General features: G+C 71.0%; 12 protein-coding genes and 1 riboswitch. Of the genes, 5 read left to right on the top strand and 7 right to left on the bottom strand.

From position 1 onward, the window contains the following. Nucleotides 1-87: 87 nt before the first annotated feature. The 3 genes from ABT130_RS04130 to ABT130_RS04120 are packed head-to-tail and all read right to left on the bottom strand — an operon-like array spanning nucleotide 88 to nucleotide 4,489. Entirely contained in the window at nucleotides 88-2,481 is a 2,394-nt protein-coding gene (locus ABT130_RS04130) for an MMPL family transporter (protein ID WP_350952682.1), read from the bottom strand. Next, on the bottom strand, nucleotides 2,478-2,750 hold the full coding sequence (locus tag ABT130_RS04125; RefSeq protein WP_030923661.1) for an acyl carrier protein: 273 nt from the start codon (nucleotides 2,748-2,750) through the stop codon (nucleotides 2,478-2,480). The genes ABT130_RS04130 and ABT130_RS04125 overlap by 4 nt, the downstream gene beginning before the upstream one ends. Before the next feature lie 2 nt (nucleotides 2,751-2,752). Further along, nucleotides 2,753-4,489, bottom strand: a complete 1,737-nt coding sequence (locus tag ABT130_RS04120; protein ID WP_350952680.1) for a fatty acyl-AMP ligase — start codon at nucleotides 4,487-4,489, stop codon at nucleotides 2,753-2,755. Nucleotides 4,490-4,741: 252 nt separating this feature from the next. Between ABT130_RS04120 and ABT130_RS04115 the strand changes: the two genes are divergently transcribed. Further along, the gene (locus ABT130_RS04115) at nucleotides 4,742-5,638 is read left to right on the top strand and encodes a cation diffusion facilitator family transporter (RefSeq protein WP_350952678.1); all 897 of its coding nucleotides are present in this window, start codon (nucleotides 4,742-4,744) and stop codon (nucleotides 5,636-5,638) included. Here ABT130_RS04115 and ABT130_RS04110 read toward each other — a convergent pair. Then, a complete protein-coding gene (locus ABT130_RS04110) occupies nucleotides 5,628-6,188 on the bottom strand; it encodes a TetR/AcrR family transcriptional regulator (RefSeq protein WP_350952676.1) in 561 nt (186 codons plus the stop codon). The two genes, ABT130_RS04115 and ABT130_RS04110, sit on opposite strands and share 11 nt — an antisense overlap. 81 nt (nucleotides 6,189-6,269) lie before the next feature. Here ABT130_RS04110 and ABT130_RS04105 point away from each other — a divergent pair, with 81 nt between their 5' ends. Further along, entirely contained in the window at nucleotides 6,270-7,853 is a 1,584-nt protein-coding gene (locus ABT130_RS04105) for an MDR family MFS transporter (protein WP_350952674.1), read from the top strand. A gap of 105 nt (nucleotides 7,854-7,958) precedes the next feature. Here the strand turns inward: ABT130_RS04105 and ABT130_RS04100 are convergent, their stop codons facing one another. The 3 genes from ABT130_RS04100 to ABT130_RS04090 all read right to left on the bottom strand — a co-directional run bounded on the left by ABT130_RS04100 (nucleotide 7,959) and on the right by ABT130_RS04090 (nucleotide 10,888). Then, on the bottom strand, nucleotides 7,959-8,462 hold the full coding sequence (locus ABT130_RS04100; protein ID WP_350952672.1) for a ricin-type beta-trefoil lectin domain protein: 504 nt from the start codon (nucleotides 8,460-8,462) through the stop codon (nucleotides 7,959-7,961). Nucleotides 8,463-8,660: 198 nt separating this feature from the next. Continuing rightward, nucleotides 8,661-9,575 (bottom strand): bifunctional 5,10-methylenetetrahydrofolate dehydrogenase/5,10-methenyltetrahydrofolate cyclohydrolase, encoded by a 915-nt coding sequence (locus tag ABT130_RS04095; RefSeq protein WP_350952816.1) that lies wholly within the window; start codon nucleotides 9,573-9,575, stop codon nucleotides 8,661-8,663. 14 nt (nucleotides 9,576-9,589) lie between these two features. Then, nucleotides 9,590-9,672, bottom strand: a riboswitch (ZMP/ZTP riboswitch). A gap of 43 nt (nucleotides 9,673-9,715) precedes the next feature. After that, nucleotides 9,716-10,888 (bottom strand): pyridoxal phosphate-dependent aminotransferase, encoded by a 1,173-nt coding sequence (locus ABT130_RS04090; RefSeq protein WP_350952671.1) that lies wholly within the window; start codon nucleotides 10,886-10,888, stop codon nucleotides 9,716-9,718. Between the two features lie 209 nt (nucleotides 10,889-11,097). Between ABT130_RS04090 and ABT130_RS04085 the strand changes: the two genes are divergently transcribed. From ABT130_RS04085 to ABT130_RS04075, 3 genes are all read left to right on the top strand, one after another. Beyond that, complete coding sequence (locus tag ABT130_RS04085) at nucleotides 11,098-14,223, top strand: DEAD/DEAH box helicase (protein ID WP_350952814.1); 3,126 nt, start codon at nucleotides 11,098-11,100, stop codon at nucleotides 14,221-14,223. A 46-nt stretch (nucleotides 14,224-14,269) separates the two neighbouring features. Further along, entirely contained in the window at nucleotides 14,270-15,115 is an 846-nt protein-coding gene (locus tag ABT130_RS04080; protein WP_350952669.1) for an SWIM zinc finger family protein, read from the top strand. 230 nt (nucleotides 15,116-15,345) lie between these two features. Further along, a complete protein-coding gene (locus ABT130_RS04075; protein WP_350952667.1) occupies nucleotides 15,346-16,638 on the top strand; it encodes a serine hydrolase domain-containing protein in 1,293 nt (430 codons plus the stop codon). The last annotated feature ends 76 nt before the right edge of the window (nucleotides 16,639-16,714 follow it).

Here is a 16,714-nt window from a genome sequence, read left to right as displayed (position 1 = left end):
AAACGCATTGTGTGCGGCGATCCACCCCCACGTTTATTACCGGCAAGTAAATCACAGGTGTGATCTGCCTCGCAATAATGCCTTTTATCATTTACCGCTAAACTCGCCTCCCGTTTTTTCGCTCTTTCTCAAAGCGACCTTGCCGGATCCGAGCACCACGCGGGGGCGCACGAGCCGCCGGGGCCTGAGCATGACCCGCGGCCTGATCGCCGAGGCAGGGGGCCGGTAGGGGCGCGGTCCGCGGTGCCACCAGCGTGTGCCCCTGGCCAGGTGGCTCGGCCACCAGACGACGTCGCCGACGTCCAGGGTGAGCGCGGTCACCAGTACGGAACGGACGATCATCGTGTCGAGCAGCACCCCCACGGCCACCGCGAAGGCGATCTGGACCGTCTGCGTCAGTGGAAGCACCACCAGCACCGCGAAGGTGCCGGCGAGCACGACTCCCGCCGAGGTGATCACACCGCCGGTCGCGCCCAGACCGAGGATCGCGCTGTGCGCCGTGCTGTAGCGGTGCGCCTCCTCCCGAACCCGGTGCATGAGGAAGATGTTGTAGTCGACGCCCAGCGCCACCAGCAGGACGAAGAGCAGCAGGACGAACCCCTGGTCCACCCCGGCGAAGCCGAAAAGGTGCGCGAACGCCAGCGAGCTGATTCCCAGCGTGGCCAGGAACGACAGCACCACGGTGGCCAGCAGCAGCATGGGCGCGATGAGCGAGCGCAGCAGTACCGCGAGCACCGCGAAGACCACGAGCAGCACCAGCGGGATGATCACCACCCGATCCCGCTGCGCGCCGCGCTCCAGGTCGGCGATGAGCGCCACGTTGCCGCCCACGTTGACGTCCGGGGCGGCGACCGCCCGCAGCCGGTCGCGCAGGGCGAGCACCTCGTGCTGCTCGGCCTCCTCGCCGTCGCCTCCGCGTACCGTCACGTTGAGCAGGATGTCGCCGTTGCCCGCGGCGCCCAGCGAGATCGCGGTGACCTCGGGCCGCTGCGCGGTGTCCACGACCACGTCCCTGACGTACTGCTCGGTGGTTACCACCTGGACCGGGTCGGCCTCGCCCGAGGGGAAGTGCCGCTCGGCGACCTCCTGCCCGACCACCGAGTCCGGCCTGGAGAGAAAGACGTCGGCGTTGCCCAGCCCGCCCGCCCGGTAGGAGGCCAGCCCGGACGCGCACAGGCAGAGCCCGATGACCGTGACGACCCACACCAGACGGGGGTTCACCTGGATCCTCCTGCCCAGGGCGCCCCATCTGCCGTGGTCGGCGGGGTGCTCCTCGGCGTCCGGGTCGTGGTGCGGGACGAGCGGCCAGAAGATCCAGCGCCCGAAGACGACCATGACCGCGGGAAGCAGGGTCATCATGGCGAGCATCGCGCTGGTCACCCCGACCGCGGAGACCGGCCCGAGTCCCCTGGTGGAGTTGAGCTCGGCCACCACCAGGCAGAGCAGCGCGGCGACCACCGTCGCCGCGCTCGCCACCACCGCGGGCCCGGCCCTGCGCAGCGCGACCGCCATCGCCTCGTGCCGGTCGGCGTGCCTGCGCAGCTCCTCGCGGTAGCGGGCGATGACCAGCAGCGCGTAGTCGGTGCCCGCGCCGATCACCAGGACCATGAGCAGCGAGACCGCCACGCTGCTGACCGTGATCGCGCCCGTGGCGGCGAGCAGGTAGTTCACCCCCATCGCGACGGCCAGCCCGACCAGCACCGTTCCCAGCGGGAAGAGCCAGAGGACCGCGCTGCGGTAGGTGATCAGGAGCACCATCACGGCCACGCCCATCGCGGCCAGCAGCAGGTCGCTGTCCACCGTCGAGAACACGGCCAGCGCGTCGGCCTGGAATCCGACCATGCCGGTGATGTGCGCGGCCAGTCCCGCGGGGCGGCCCTCGTCCACGACGTGGCGGATCCGGTCGACGATCTCGGCGGTCTCCCTGCCGCCCTGGTCCCTGACGATCACCACGACCTGGACCGCCTCGCCGTCCCCGGACCGCTGCGTGGCGATCAACTTGATCGTCCTGGTCAGCCTGGGCGCCCGGAACTTCTGCTCGACCATCCGCAGTTGCGCGGGCAGCCGTCCTCGGGCGTCCCGGTACGGTGCGAGCTCCCTGTCGAACTCCGCACGCCCGAAGGTCCTGCCGCCGGTGGGGGTGGGCATCTCGGCCACCACCCCGGGGACCCCGGCCAGCGCCTTGACGTCCCTGGCGATCTCGGCGTCGTCGGCCTCGCCGAGACCGCCCCGCCGCTCGTAGACGATCGTCGCCGGGGAGAGATTCTCCCCCTGCATGCCGAGGATGCGCCTGACCGCCTGCGCGGAGTCCGCGCCGGCCGGGAGGTATCCGGCGATGTCGTCCTGCTGCACCGACTCCAGCCGCCCGGCGAGGGAGGCGGCCACGACGACGATGCCCAGCCAGACGAGCAGCACCACCCACTTCGTGCGCCGCCCGCACAGCAGCCCGCACAGCAGCCCGGCCGGCGACGCCCCGTTCATCGGCCCGTGCTCAGCCGTCCCAGCAGGTGGTCGGCCATGGCCGCGACCGTCGGGTGCTCCCAGGCCATGGTCGGCTCGATCTCCAGCCCGTACTCGGCCTCGATGTCACCGCAGAGGCTGAGCGAGTAGACGGAGTCCATGCCGTACTGGGCGACCGGCACCAGCGGGTCGATCTCCTCCGGTGAGCGCATGACGTAGGAGGCCACCCGCGCCCCCAGCCAGCCGCGGATGATGTCCAGGTCTGCGGCGATCCCGGCGTCGGCGGACATGTTCACACTCCTTCTGATCGGACGCGCGCGGCGACGGCCGCCGTGAGTTCGGCGTGGACGACGGGCAGCGATCCGTTCAGCAGCAGGTCACGGGTGCGTGAGCGCTGGATCTTGCCGCTGGTGGTCTTGCCCACTCCGCCGCGCCTGACCAGCACGACGCTCATCGACGGCAGCCCGAAGGAACGGGCGAGCTCGCCCTGCACGCCACGGGCCAGCTCTTCCGCGGGGGCGTCGAGGCCCCGCTCGCGAATCTCCTGGACGAGCACCACGTGCTCGCCCTCGGCGCGTACCCCGAAGGCCGCCCCGGCCCCCAGCGACGGGTGCACCTGCCGGGCGGCCTCCTCCAGGTCCTGGGGATAGAGGTTGCGCCCGTTGACGATGACGACGTCCTTGATGCGGCCGGTGACGTACAGCTCGCCGTCCAGCAGGAAGCCCAGGTCCCCGGTCCGCAGGAACGGCCCCTCGCCCGTGGCGGTGCGTCCGCGGAAGGCGTCGCGGGTCGCCTCCTCACGCTGCCAGTACCCCCGCGCGACGCTCTCCCCGCGTACCCAGAGCTCCCCGACCCGCCCGTGCGGCAGCTCGGTTCCGGTGCCGGGATCGACGACGTGCACGGACATGCTGATCGGCCGCCCGCAACCGACCAGTTCCACGCCTTCTCCCGGGTTCTCCACCGGAACCGCCTCGTGCCGCTCCAGCGCCGCGGCGTCGAACCCGCGGACCGTCGGCCCGTGCCCCAGCGGGGTGGCGGTGATCACCAGGGTCGCCTCGGCCATGCCGTACGCCGGGACCCATGCCTTCTCGCTGAAGCCCGCGGCTCCGAAGCGGCGCACCATCGCGCGCAGCGTGCCGGTACGCACCGGCTCGGCCCCGTTGAGCGCGAAGCGCAGGCCGGCCAGGTCGAGCCCGGCCACCTGGGCGTCGGTGACCCGGGCCGCACACCACTCGTAGGCGAAGTTCGGCGCGACGGTGTATCCGGCCCGGTATCGGCTGATCATCTCCAGCCAGAGCGCGGGGCGCATGACGAAGGCGATCGGCGAGGCGAAGTAGAGGTCGCCGCCCGCGTAGATCGGCTGGAGCAGCATGCCGACCAGGCCCATGTCGTGGTAGTGCGGCAGCCAACCCACCCCGACGCCCACCTTGGGCGAGCCGATCGCCCGCCAGATCTCCCCCTCGTTGTGGAGCAGGTTGGCATGGGTGATCATGACGCCTCTGGGCTCGCTGGTGGAACCGGAGGTGTACTGCATGTAGGCGAGGGTGTCGGGCCCCATCCGGGGCATCGTCCAGTCATCGGGGTCGGGGAGGTCGAGGGCGTCGGTGGCCACGCACTCGACGGTGCCGTCCAGGCCGACGTCGCGCAGCCAGGCATCGAGCATGTCCAGATTGGCCGAGTCGGTGAGCACCAGCCGCACGTCGGCGTCCTTGATGATCCCCTCGGCGCGCTCCAGTGCGCGGGGATCGGTCTGCGGCAGCGGCGAGGGCACCGCGACCACCCGGGAGTACAGGCAACCCAGGAATGCCGCCAGGAACTCCAGACCGGCCGGGTGGAGCAGCAGCGCCGTCTGGTCCGCCATCCGCCGCCCCGCCAGCCAGGCGCCGATCGACCTGGCCCGCGCGTCCAGGTCGGCGAAGGTCAGACGGTCCTGCTCGACGAGCTCGCCCCTGTGGTCCGCCACGAAGGTGTAGGACCGTTCGTGCCCGTGCCGGTCCACCTGCGCACGCACCCACTGCACAAAGGACATCTGGTCATCTCCCATGATGGCAAGAGACCCCAACATAGGAGGAAAGATCAGCCGGTCCCAGGCCTGGGCCGCACAAGCTCTCACCCGGTTTTACGCCGAAAGTTAGTATCTTCCCCCCTCCCCGCTTCCGCCCCAGGAGTCCGTGTACGGGGGCACGCGCGGGGGCATGGACGGAGCTGCGTCTTGCCGGGTTAGGCTCACCTTGCTTAATATATGAGCAGGTGTTCAGGTGTTGACAGAATGGATCTTACGATGGGTCACGGGCATGGCCACGGGCACCGCGCCGACGCCGACCGCCGCTACCTCGCAGCGGCGCTCGCCCTGCTGCTCGCCTTCATGGCGGTCGAGGTCGTCATCGGCATCGCCGCCAACTCCATCGCGCTGATCTCCGACGCCGGGCACATGCTCACCGACGCCGGCGCCATCGCGCTCGCGCTGGTGGCGATGAGGATGGCGGCCCGCCCTGCCCGCGGCGCCTACACCTTCGGCTGGAAGCGGGCCGAGATCCTCTCCGCGGCCGTCAACGGGCTGACGTTCGTGGCCCTCGTCGCCTACTTCGTCTACGAGAGCGTGCGGCGGCTCATCGAGCCGCCCGAGGTCGCCGGAGCCCTGGTCTTCGGCACCGCCCTGGCCGGGATCGCGGTCAACGCCGTCGCCGCGTGGCTCATCGCCAGGGCCGACCGGAGCAGCCTCAACGTGGAGGGCGCGTTCCAGCACATCCTCAACGACCTGTACGCGTTCGTGGCCACCGCGATCGCCGGCGCGGTCGTCTGGCTCACCGGCTGGGGCCGGGCCGACGCGATCGCCGCCCTGGTCGTCGCGGCCCTGATGGCCAAGGCGGCCTACGGCCTGCTGCGCGACGCCGGACGCATCCTGTTCGAGGCCGCGCCCGACGGGGTGAACCCGGCCGAGGTGAGCGCCGCGATCATCGCCCACACGGGCGTGACGGGTGTCGAGGACCTGCACGTGTGGACGGTGACCAGCGGCTTCCCCGCGCTCTCCGCGCACGTGACCGTCATGCCCGGCGGCGACTGCCACCAGGTCCGCCGCGAGCTGGCCGAGCTGCTGCACCAGCGCTTCCACATCGACCACACCACACTGCAGGTCGACCACGTCCCCGGCACGGCATGCCGCATGATCACTGGCTGAGGCAGGCCTCGAAGACCGCGGTGAGCCGGGCGATCACCGCCTCACGGTCGGGAACGTCGCTCGACTCGGGGCCGTAGAGCTGGCGCATCGTGCCGGTCCCGGTGATGAGCGCGGTGGCGATCCTCGCCCGGAAGGCCGCGTCGGGGCCGGAGAGCCTTGCCGACAGGGGCTCCAGGATCGCCGAACTGACCCGGTCCCGGATGAGATCGTGGATCTCCGGGCAGTTGGACGACCGGATGAGCGCGGCCATCACCGGGCTCGCCTGGTCTGAGCGGAGCCGCTCGGCGATGTACTCGGCCAGGCGGCGCGGAAGCTCCTCCTCGGGGAAGTCCAGGACGCCGGGGAAACGTCCCTGCATCGCGAGCACCTCGGCGAACAGCTCTCGCTTGCTGCCGAAGTAACGGTTGATCAGCGCTATGTTGGCGTCCGCCTCGGCGGCGATCATCCGCATCGTCACCTGGTCGTAGCCGAGGTCGGCGAACAGTCGGCGGGCGGCGTCGAGGATGCGCCGCCTGGTGCCCTCCCTGTCGCGCTGCCGTGTCTCATCCACCTACGCAATCCTTCCAGATTTGACGAGTAAACAAGCGTCTACTAACTTAATATGTACTCTACATGCATTGGGGGACGGTTCATGCCGACCGAACAACAGATCCAGGCCGAGGCCGCACCGAGTTTCACCCACAGACAGGTGCTGGAGATTCTGGCCGGACTGATGCTCGCCATGCTGACGTCGATGATCTCGACGTCCGTGGTGGGAACCGCGTTGCCGACGATCGTCGGCACGCTCGGCGGCCAGGACCAGCTCGCATGGGTGGCCAGCGCGACCCTGCTGACCATGACCGCCTCCACCCCGATCTGGGGCAAGGTCTCCGACCTCTACGGCCGCAAGCTCATGTTCCAGGTCGCCCTGGTCGTCTTCGCGGTGTCCTCCGTCGCCGCCGGGTTCTCCCAGGACATGGGCCAGCTCATCGCCGCCAGAGCGGTGCAGGGCATCGGCGCCGGTGGTCTCGCCGCGCTCCCGCAGATCATCCTCGGCGACGTGGTGGAGCCCCGCGAGCGCGGCCGCTACTCCGGCTACATCGGCGCGGTCTTCGGCGTCTCGACGGTGGCCGGCCCGCTGCTCGGCGGGTTCATCGTGGACAACATGTCCTGGCGCTGGACGTTCTGGATCTGCGTGCCGCTGGCCGTGGTCGCGTTCGTCGTCATCCAGAAGGTGCTGAAGCTGCCCTTCACCCGCCGCGACACCAAGGTCGACTGGTGGGGTGCGACCTTCATCACCGGCGGCACCACCGCGCTGATGCTGCTGCTCTCCCTCGGCGGCAAGGAGTTCGGCTGGAACTCCTCATGGACCTACGGCCTGGGCGCGCTCAGCCTGGTGATGTTCGGCCTGGCCGTCGTCGCCGAGCGCAGGGCGGCCGACCCGATCCTGCCCCCGCACCTGTTCCGCAACCACACCTTCGTGCTCACCTCCATCGCCTCCCTGCTGGTCGGCGCGGCGATGTTCGGCGCGCTGATGTTCCTGCCCCAGTACCTGCAGATCGTCAAGGGTATGAGCCCCACCGGCTCCGGCCTGATGACCCTTCCCCTGGTGCTCGCCCTGCTCGTCTCCTCGATCGCGGTCGGCAGGTTCGTCAGCAGAACCGGCCGATGGAAGATCTTCCCCGCGGTGGGCATGCTGCTGGTCGGGGTCGGCCTGTTCCTCCTGTCGCGCCTGCACGTCGACAGCTCGCTGCTGCTCGTCGGCATCGACAACGCGGTGCTCGGCATCGGGCTCGGCGCCACCATGCAGATCCTGATCCTGGCCGCACAGAACGCGGTGTCCAGGGCGGACCTCGCCTCGACGACCTCCGGCGTGTCGTTCTTCCGCTCCCTGGGCAGCGCGGTGGGTGTCGCCGCCTTCGGCGCGATCCTGGCCAACCGCCTCACCGCGGAGCTGATCTCCCTGGCGAAGGCCGCGAAGCTGCCGCTCAGCGGCGGCACGACCCCCAGCCTCGGCTCCCCCGAGGCCATCCACAAGCTCCCCGCACCGGTCCTGGAGATCATCCTGGAGGCCTTCACCCGGGCGATGAGCGCGGTCTTCCTGGTCGGCGTCCCGATCGCCGCCCTCGCCGCGGTGACCATCCTGATGATCAAGGAGATCCCGCTGCGCTCGGCCCGGTCCGCCACCCCGCCCACCGCCGATCCGGCCGCCCCGCCGGTCACCGTCGGCAGGTAGCGAACCTCCCCCTGCACCGCCCGGGGCCGGCCCACTCTCCGCCGGCCCCGGGCTCCGGCGCGCGGGAGGACAGGATGCGGTCCCGCCGCCCGAGAGTGACGGCGGTCAGAGCGTCCACTTCTGGTTGGCCCAGCCGTTGCAGTTCCACAGCTGCACCTTGGTGCCGTTCGAGCCGATGGTGCCCAGATCGGCGTCCAGGCAGCGCCCGTTGTACATGCTGTAGATCGTGTGGCTCGTCGCGTCGTAGATCCACTTCTGGTTGGCCCAGCCGTTGCAGTCCCAGAGCTGCACCTTGGTGCCGTTCGCGTTGATGGTTCCCAGGTCCGCGTCCAGGCAGCGCCCGTTCTCCTTGCTGTGGATCGTGTGGCTGGACACGTCATAACTCCAGGACTGGTTGTCCCAGCCATTGCATCCCCACAGCTGCACCTTGGTGCCGTTCGGGCCGATGGTGCCCAGATCGGCGTCCAGGCAGCGCCAGTTCTGGTGACTGCGGATGGGCCCCCAGGCGGCGGACGCCGAACTCGAGGCGGCCACCGCACCGGGGACGAACCCCGCGCAACCGAGCGCGACCGCCGCCGCCGACGCCAGCACCCTGAATCTCCGTCGCATCGTCGATGCTCTCCTTCCTGCGGGTTACGGGACTGGAGAGCGACGTGCACCATTCGGAAGACCCCCGCCCCCGATGGCCACTCTCCGCAGCAGAACGTACACGCAGAGAGATCGGTTTCGGGGTGGCGACACGACCGGCCGGCGTTTCGCGGGACGCGGCCACCCGGTGGCCTCCCCCTGGGGAGGCCACCGGGGAACTCAGCTGGAGGCCGTCGCGCGCTCGGCCGCGATGATCGCGTTGCGGAACAGCATCGCGACGGTGGTGGGCCCGACCCCGCCGACCCTGGGGGTGATGGCCCCGGCCACCTGGGCGCAGGACTCGTCGACGTCGGGCAGCAGGCGCCTGCCCTCGTAGCGCACGCCGCCGCCGATGACGACGGCACCGGGCTTGACGTGCTCGGGCCGGATGATGCCCGGCACACCCGCGGCGGCGACGAGGATGTCGGCGCGGCGCGTGTAGCGGGGCCAGTCGCTCACCCCGGTGTGCACCACGGTGACGGCGGCGTTCGCCGTCGGGCGCTTCTGCGCGAGGAGAATCGACAGCGGCCGCCCGAGCGTGGCCCCGCGCCCGAGGATGACCACCTCCCGACCGGCGACCGGGATGTCGTAGTAGGCGAGCAGCGCCTCGATCCCCGCGGGCGTGCACGGCAGCGGACCGGGAAGCTCCAGCGCCAGCCGCCCGATGTTGAGCGGGTGCATGCCGTCGACGTCCTTGTCGGGATCCATGACCTGCAGGGCCCGGTCGTAGTCGAGGTGCCTGGGGACGGGGTGCTGCACGAGCAGCCCGTGCACCGCCGGGTCGTCGTTGAACGCGGTGATGACCGCGTGCAGGTCCGCCTGGGTGGCGCTCGCGGGCAGGTGCTCGTGCGGCGAGGCGAACCCGAGCTCGGCGGCCTGCCGCTGCTTGATCCGGATGTATCCGGCGCTGGCGTCGTCGTCGCCGACGAGAACCGTCGCCAGGCTGGGGGTGACGCCCCCGCGGGTCAGCGCGGCCGCCCGCGCGGCCACGTCGGCGAGGATGCTGTGCGCGACCGGGCCGCCGGGAAGCAGCCGGGCGGACGGCGCGCTCTCGGACTCCGAGCCGTCTGAGCCGTTTCGAACGGGCTGGGACATGCGTGTCCTCTCGGCGTGGGCGCCCAGGCGGTCGACTCCCACGGCGAGCTCCCCGATGGTTGATGCCATCCCCTTGCCGCCAGTCGCGTCTCCCTCCAGGATGCCCGATCGGCATCCTCCAGGTCGAACCGCCCCACCCGTCAGGAGGGGGTGCCGAGCCGGGCCAGGCGGCTCACCGCCTCATCGATGACCTCGTCCCTCTTGCAGAAGGCGAAGCGGACGAAGTGGCTGCCCCGCTCGGGGCGGGCGTAGAAGACCTGGGTGGGGACGGCGACCACGCCCGCCAGGGACGGCAGTTCCCGGGCCAGGGCGAGGCCGTCGGTGAAGCCGAGGGGGCGGATGTCGGTCTGCACGAAATAGGTGCCCGCGGGGCGGTAGACCTCGAAGCCCGCCGCGGTCAGCCCCGCCGCCAGCCGGTCGCGCTTGGACTCCAGGTCGGCCCGGAGACGGGAGACCCAGTCCAGCTCGTGGCGGAGGCCGTGGGCGACGGCGAGCTGCCAGGGCGCGGCGGCGGTGAAGGTGAGGAACTGCTTGACGGTCTGCGCGGCCCTGACGAGCTCGGCCGGGCCGCAGATCCAGCCGGTCTTCCAGCCGGTGACCGAGAAGGTCTTGCCGGCCGAGGAGATCATCACGGTCCGCTCCCGCATGCCGGGCAGGGTGGCCAGCGGGACGTGCTCGACGCCGTCGAAGGTGAGGTGCTCGTAGACCTCGTCGGTGACGGCGATCAGATCGCGCTCCTGGCAGAGCAGGGCGATCTCGTCCAGCTCGGCACGGGTGAGGACCGTGCCGGTGGGATTGTGCGGGGAGTTGACCAGGACGACGCGGGTGCGCGGTCCGACCGCGGCGCGCAGCTCGGCGGGGTCGAAGGTGAAGCGGCCCTCGACGGGGCGCAGGGTGACCGGGCGGAGCACCGCTCCGGCGAGGGCGACGGAGGCGGCGTAGGAGTCGTAGTACGGTTCGAACGCGATCACCTCGTCCCCTGGCTCGCAGAGCGCCAGGATCGCCGCCGCGACGGCCTCGGTGGCGCCGACGGTGACGAGGATCTCGCCGTCGGGGTCGAAGGAGAGGCCGTAGTGGTCCTTGTGGTGCTCACAGACAGCCTGGCGCAGCTCGGGCACGCCCGGCCCCGGCGGGTACTGGTTCGCGCCCTCGCGGATCGCCGACACCGCACGCTCCAGCATCGCCGCGGGCCCGTCGGTGTCGGGAAAGCCCTGCCCCAGATTGATCGAACCCGTCCGCAGGGCCAGCGCCGACATCTCGGCGAAGATGGTCGTGCCGAACCCGCGCATCCGTGTCACCAGAGGATCGTCCACGCGCCCCAGCGTAATCGGCGCCCCGGATCACTCGTCCGCGACCGTGCGGGTACGGCGCCGGCGCGGATCAACCGATCACTTCACCTCGCATACCGCCGGAGTCGTCGGTGCGCGAGACGGGCACCGGCCACCTGGCGCTCCGCGGACGAGGGCCACCCGCCGCGCCACAGCTGTTACGGTCTTTCGTGGCGCGAGGAGGGGGCTTGGCGGTGCTGGTCGTCCATGGGGCCTGGGTCGGTGACAGGCTGGCGCTGTGGGGTGAGGATCCGGGCGGTTCCGCCGGGAGCGCCTCTCGGGCGAAGGTCCGGCCGCATCCGTTCGCGGCCCCGGCGACGGGCCTGGCGGGCGGGGTGCCACTCTGGGGAGAGATCGCGGCGGCGGCCGTGGGCAAGGCCGTCCCCGAAGAGCTCGTCCTGCTGCTGCCCGGCTCCGCGCGGAGCCCGCTGCCCTCCGCCGAGTCCGGGATCGAGATCGGCGCGCGGCAGCCGAAGATCGGCCGCTGGCGGGTGCCCGCCCTGCTGATCGAGCCCGGCGCGGCACTGAGCCTGCTCGACGCCGTGGACGAGATGACCCGTCTGCCGGCGGAGAGGTACGAGCCCGACGAGTTCCCCGACGGAGAGGACCGGGCGCCGGTCCCCGGCGCCTCCCTGCGCTATCTCGCCGTCGTCGCGGCGTACGCCCGTGATCTGATCCGCCGGGGCCGGGTGCTGCCACAGCTCGTCGCCGAGGACGCGGGCTACGCGGCCCGGTGGCGTCCCGTACTGACCGGTCCCCACGCGGTCCGCTTCCGTGAACTGGCCGCCGCGATGCCGCCCGTCTGCCGGGCCGTCGTCGAGGAGCGGCCCTCGGCCCACGTGCTGATCGAGGCCGTGGCCTGCCTCACCGACGCCGCGGTACGGCGGGCGCTCCCCGACCGCCTGCTCGGCGGGCACCGGCCGGGACCGCGCGCTCCCCTCCCGGACCGCTGGATGGTCGCCCTCACCGGTGCGGACGCCGCGCTTCCCGGGCTGACCCGGACCTCGGCGGAGAAGCTGGCCGGGCCGCTCCGCGAGTGGTTCGACTCCGCGCACCGGCTCGACGGCCCGGTCAGGGTGTGCTTCCGGCTGACCGAGCCCGAGAGCGGCCCGGAGCCCGAGCCCGCCCGCGACCTCGTCGCGGAGTACGGCGGCCGTCCGGCACCGCCACCCGACGGCTCCCGCTGGCGGTTGGAGTTCGCCCTCCAGTCCTCGGACGACCTGAGCCTCTACCTTCCCGCGCCGCTCATCTGGGCCGGTGAGACCGTCCCCGGCCTGCCGGGGCGTCCCGACGAGGCGCTGCTCGCCGGGCTCGGCCGGGCGGCACGCCTTTACCCCAGGGTGGGAGAGGCGCTGCGCGATCGCCGTCCTTCCGAGCTGGTCCTCGACACGGCCGGCGCGTTCGCGTTTCTCCGTCAGGCCGCCCCGCTCCTGCAGGCCGCCGGGTTCGGCGTGCAACTGCCCGCCTGGGCCGGCACCACGAGGCTCGGCCTCAAGCTCACCGCCCGCTCGCAGCCGACCGGTCCTGGCGCGGCGGCCGACCAGGGTTTCGGGCTGCACCAGCTGGTGGACTTCCGGATGGACCTGGCGATCGGCGACGAGACGATCAGCGAGGAGGAGCTGGCCGAGCTGGCCAGGCTCAAGGTGCCGCTGGTCCGGGTGCGGGGCCGCTGGGTCGAGCTGGACGACCGGCAGCTCACCGCCGCGCTCAGAGCCGTCGAGCGGCGCCGATCGGGTGAGATGACCGTCGGCGAGGTGATCCAGGAGGTCATCCACGGCGGTGACGAGGAACTGCCGGTCGTCGGGGTGGACGCCGACGGTCTCCTCGGCGACCTGCTGTCCGGCGAGGCCGACCGCCGCCTCGTGCCGATCACGACTCCGGCCGACTTCCACGGCGTGCTCAGGCCGTACCAGGAGCGCGGGCTGTCCTGGCTCAGCTTCATGTCCGAGATCGGGCTCGGCGGCATCCTCGCCGACGACATGGGCCTGGGAAAGACCGCGCAGACCCTCTCCCTGCTGCTCAACGAGCGTGCGACGGGCGTGCGGCCGGGGCCGACCCTGCTGGTCTGCCCGATGTCGCTGCTCAGCAACTGGCAGAAGGAGGCCGCCAGGTTCGCCCCCTCGCTGGAGGTCTACCTGCACCACGGCACCACCAGGCTGCGCGGGACGGAACTCGCCCGGCGGGTGGAGCGGGCGGACCTGGTCCTCACCACGTACGGCACCGCCCTGCGGGACCGTGAGACGCTGGCCGGCCTCTCCTGGGCCAGGGTCGTCTGCGACGAGGCGCAGGCCATCAAGAACAGCGCCGCCAGGCAGGCACAGGCCGTACGGGCGCTGCCGGCCAGGAGCAGGTTCGCGCTGACCGGCACGCCGGTCGAGAACCACCTGGCCGAACTCTGGTCCCTGATGGAGTTCTGCAACCCCGGCCTGCTCGGTTCGGCCAGGGCGTTCCGGGAGCGCTACCAGGAGCCGATCGAGCGGGACGGCGACGCCACCGCGACCACCGCGCTCCGGCGCGCCACCGGGCCGTTCGTGCTCCGGCGCCTCAAGACCGACAAGACCATCATCTCCGACCTGCCGGACAAGATGGAGATGAAGGTCTGGTGCACCCTCACCTCCGAACAGGCCACCCTCTACCAGGCGGTGGTCACCGACATGATGGACAGGATCGCCGGCAGCGAGGGCATCGAGCGGCGCGGCAACGTGCTCGCGACCATGCTGAAGCTCAAGCAGGTCTGCAACCATCCGGCGCACCTGCTCAAGGACAACTCGCGGCTGTCCGGCCGGTCGGGGAAGCTGGCCCGGCTGGAGGAGTTGGCGGAGGAGATCGTCGGCGAGGGCGACAAGGCTCTGGTCTTCACCCAGTACGCCGAGTTCGGCACGCTGCTCCAGCCGTACCTCTCGGCGCACCTGGACCGCCCGGTGCTCTGGCTGCACGGCGGGCTGCCGAAGAGACAGCGGGACGCGCTGGTGGAGCGGTTCCAGGACGACGACGAACCGATGCTCTTCCTGCTCTCGCTCAAGGCGGCGGGCACCGGGCTCAACCTGACCGCGGCCAACCACGTCATCCACGTGGACCGGTGGTGGAATCCCGCCGTGGAGAACCAGGCGACCGACCGGGCGTTCCGGATCGGCCAGACCAGGAACGTGCAGGTCAGGAAGTTCATCTGCGTCGGCACCCTGGAGGAGAGAATCGACGAGATGATCGAGCGCAAGCAGGCGCTCGCCGAGAGCGTCGTCGGCACCGGCGAGGACTGGATCACCGGCCTGTCCACCGACCGGCTACACGAGCTGTTCCGTCTCGGACCGGAGGCCGTCTGATGAGCGGGCGCGGCGCGTTTCCGGTACGGGTCCGCGAGGAGGCGTCATGAGCAGGAGCGGCTGGTTCGAGCCGTCCGTGCCGATCCGGGTCGAGGGCGGCATCCGGGTCCGCAGCAAGCGGGGCTCGATCGGTGAGCGGTGGTGGTCGCGCCGGTTCATCGACATCCTCGAAGACGTCTGCGACCCGGGCAGGCTCGGCCGGGGCCGCTCGTACGCCCGCTCCGGCCAGGTCCTCGACACAGAGCTCGGGCCGGGGCTGGTCACGGCACGGGTCCAGGGGTCTCGGCGCACCCCGTACCGGGTCGAGATCCAGATCACCCCCTACCGGGCGGACCAGTGGCGTAAGCTCACCGACGCGCTGGCCGCCCAGGCCCTCTACCGGGCCAAGCTGCTCGCCGGCGAGATGCCGCCGGAGATCGAGGACGCCTTCCGCGCCTGCCGCCTGCCGCTCTTCCCCGACACCGGCGACCTGGACATGACCTGCTCGTGTCCCGACTGGGGCTTCCCCTGCAAACACCTGTCCGCCGTGCTGTACGTGCTGGCCGAGAGGTTCGACGACGACCCGTTCCTGGTGCTGGCCTGGCGGGGCATCGCCAGGGACGCCCTGCTCGACGCCCTCCGCGAGGCGGGCGGCACCACCGCGCCCGGCTCCGGCTCCGGCGAGAACAGACCCGGACTGTTCGACGTGGACGACGTACCGTTCACCGACCGGCTGACCGCCTTCTACGAGCCGAGTGTCTCCCCGGCCCGGCTCCGCGACCGTACCGGCCTCCCCGTCCCCCCACCCGACCTGCTACTGCGCACCCTCGACCCGCCACAGATCAAGGCCCGGCACATCCCCATCCTGGACCTCCTCCGCCCCGCCTACCGAGCCTTCACCGACGGCACCTGACCCGGCGCCGATCATTCGGCGAGCCGACGAGCCTCCTCGTTGTCACCTGGAGGACCTTCCAGGCGTTCGGCCACGGCCGATGACACCGCCTGCCGCGTCCCCGCCTCTTCGCGCACACCCCCTTCCCTCCGGCAGGCGGCCGGCGCCTTACCTGTGAGGGAATTGGCACATCACGAAATGATTGCAAAGATCATTTTATCGTGATCCCGTCCTGAAAGCGGTGGTTGTTGATGAGAACACGCGCAGGAAGCTCCCTTCGACGGCAGGCGATCTCCGGGCTCGGGCTACTCCTGGCGTGCGTCACCGTGCTCCCCGCACCCGCCGTCGCCGCAACGGCAGACCCCTCGCCTGCCGCGACCGAGGCGGGTCTTGACCATCGGGCCCTCCGGCAGAGCCTCGACGCGATCAGGGACGCGGGGATGTACGGCGTCTACTCCGACGTCCGCAACGGGCCCGCGCGGTGGAGCGGCGCCGCCGGAGTGGCCGACGTGGACACCGGACGTCCGGTCAGGCCGGAGATGCCGCACCGGGTCGGGAGCATCACCAAGACGTTCACCGCCGTGGCGATTCTCCAGCAGGTCGAGAAGGGCCGGATCGAACTGGACGCGCCGATCGCACGTTATCTCCCCGACCTCATCCCTGGCGAACGGGGCAGGCAGGTCACCGTACGGATGCTGCTGAACCACACCAGCGGCATCGCCGACTACATTGCCGGGGCCTTCCCCTCGCTGCTCGTGGGATCGACGCAGAGCGTGGACGACAACCGGCTCCGCACGGCCCAGCCGGAAGAACTGGCGAGGATCGGCCTGGAGTCCCCGCCCACGAACGAGCCGGGGCGGTCCTGGGCCTACTCCAACACCAACTACGTGATCGCCGGACTGCTGCTGCGGAAGGTCACCCGCACCGATCCCGAGCGGTACGTCACCGACCACGTGATCCGCAAGGCCGGGCTCCGCGGGACGTACTTCCCGCGCACCCCGTTCATCCTCGGTCCACATTCCAAGGCGTACGAGTCCTTCTACGGGCTGATCGATCCGCCGCGTGACTACAGCGTCTACAACCCGTCCTGGTTCGGCATGGCCGGGGCGCTGGTGTCGACCATGGACGACCTCAACCGGTTCTACCGCCTGCTGCTGGACGGGAAGATCCTGCGGCCCGCCGAGCTCGCCCAGATGAAGACCACGGTCCCGGTCACCGACGGGCTGGGCAACGTCGTGATGAACTACGGCCTCGGCGTCTACAACGAGGACACGCCCTGCGGGCGGGTCTGGGGACACAGCGGCGGCGTGTTCGGGATGGTCACCTACGCCCTGGCCCGCGAGGACGGTGGCCGCCGGCTCTCCATCGGCGTCAACCTGACGAAGTACAACGAGATCGACGGGGGCCGGGTCGTGCCGCATCCGATCGACTACGCGATGGGCGGCCACCTGCTCCAGGCCCTGTGCGGCCCGGCGACTCCCTCCGCCAGGGGCATCGGCACCTGGACGCCCTTCCAGGCCGACCAGGTGCGCGTCAAGAGGTAGCAACCTCCCGAGGCGGGGACGGCGGTTGGGCGCGCCCGGCCCCTCCCCGCCCAACGGGGCGCCACCGGCCGGCGGC

Origin of the sequence: Streptosporangium sp. NPDC001681 (assembly GCF_040298085.1) — a bacterium.
GTDB lineage: Bacteria > Actinomycetota > Actinomycetes > Streptosporangiales > Streptosporangiaceae > Streptosporangium.
This window is presented reverse-complemented; position numbering and strand designations above follow the sequence as displayed.

Bases quoted from the DNA above. Each gene is read 5' to 3' on its own strand.
- ABT130_RS04130 (WP_350952682.1), bottom strand. From the start codon at position 2,481: ATGAACGGGGCGTCGCCGGCCGGGCTGCTGTGCGGGCTGCTGTGCGGG.
- ABT130_RS04125 (WP_030923661.1), bottom strand. From the start codon at position 2,750: ATGTCCGCCGACGCCGGGATCGCCGCAGACCTGGACATCATCCGCGGC.
- ABT130_RS04120 (WP_350952680.1), bottom strand. From the start codon at position 4,489: ATGTCCTTTGTGCAGTGGGTGCGTGCGCAGGTGGACCGGCACGGGCAC.
- ABT130_RS04115 (WP_350952678.1), top strand. From the start codon at position 4,742: ATGGGTCACGGGCATGGCCACGGGCACCGCGCCGACGCCGACCGCCGC.
- ABT130_RS04105 (WP_350952674.1), top strand. From the start codon at position 6,270: ATGCCGACCGAACAACAGATCCAGGCCGAGGCCGCACCGAGTTTCACC.
- ABT130_RS04100 (WP_350952672.1), bottom strand. From the start codon at position 8,462: ATGCGACGGAGATTCAGGGTGCTGGCGTCGGCGGCGGCGGTCGCGCTC.
- ABT130_RS04095 (WP_350952816.1), bottom strand. From the start codon at position 9,575: ATGTCCCAGCCCGTTCGAAACGGCTCAGACGGCTCGGAGTCCGAGAGC.
- ABT130_RS04080 (WP_350952669.1), top strand. From the start codon at position 14,270: ATGAGCAGGAGCGGCTGGTTCGAGCCGTCCGTGCCGATCCGGGTCGAG.
- ABT130_RS04075 (WP_350952667.1), top strand. From the start codon at position 15,346: ATGAGAACACGCGCAGGAAGCTCCCTTCGACGGCAGGCGATCTCCGGG.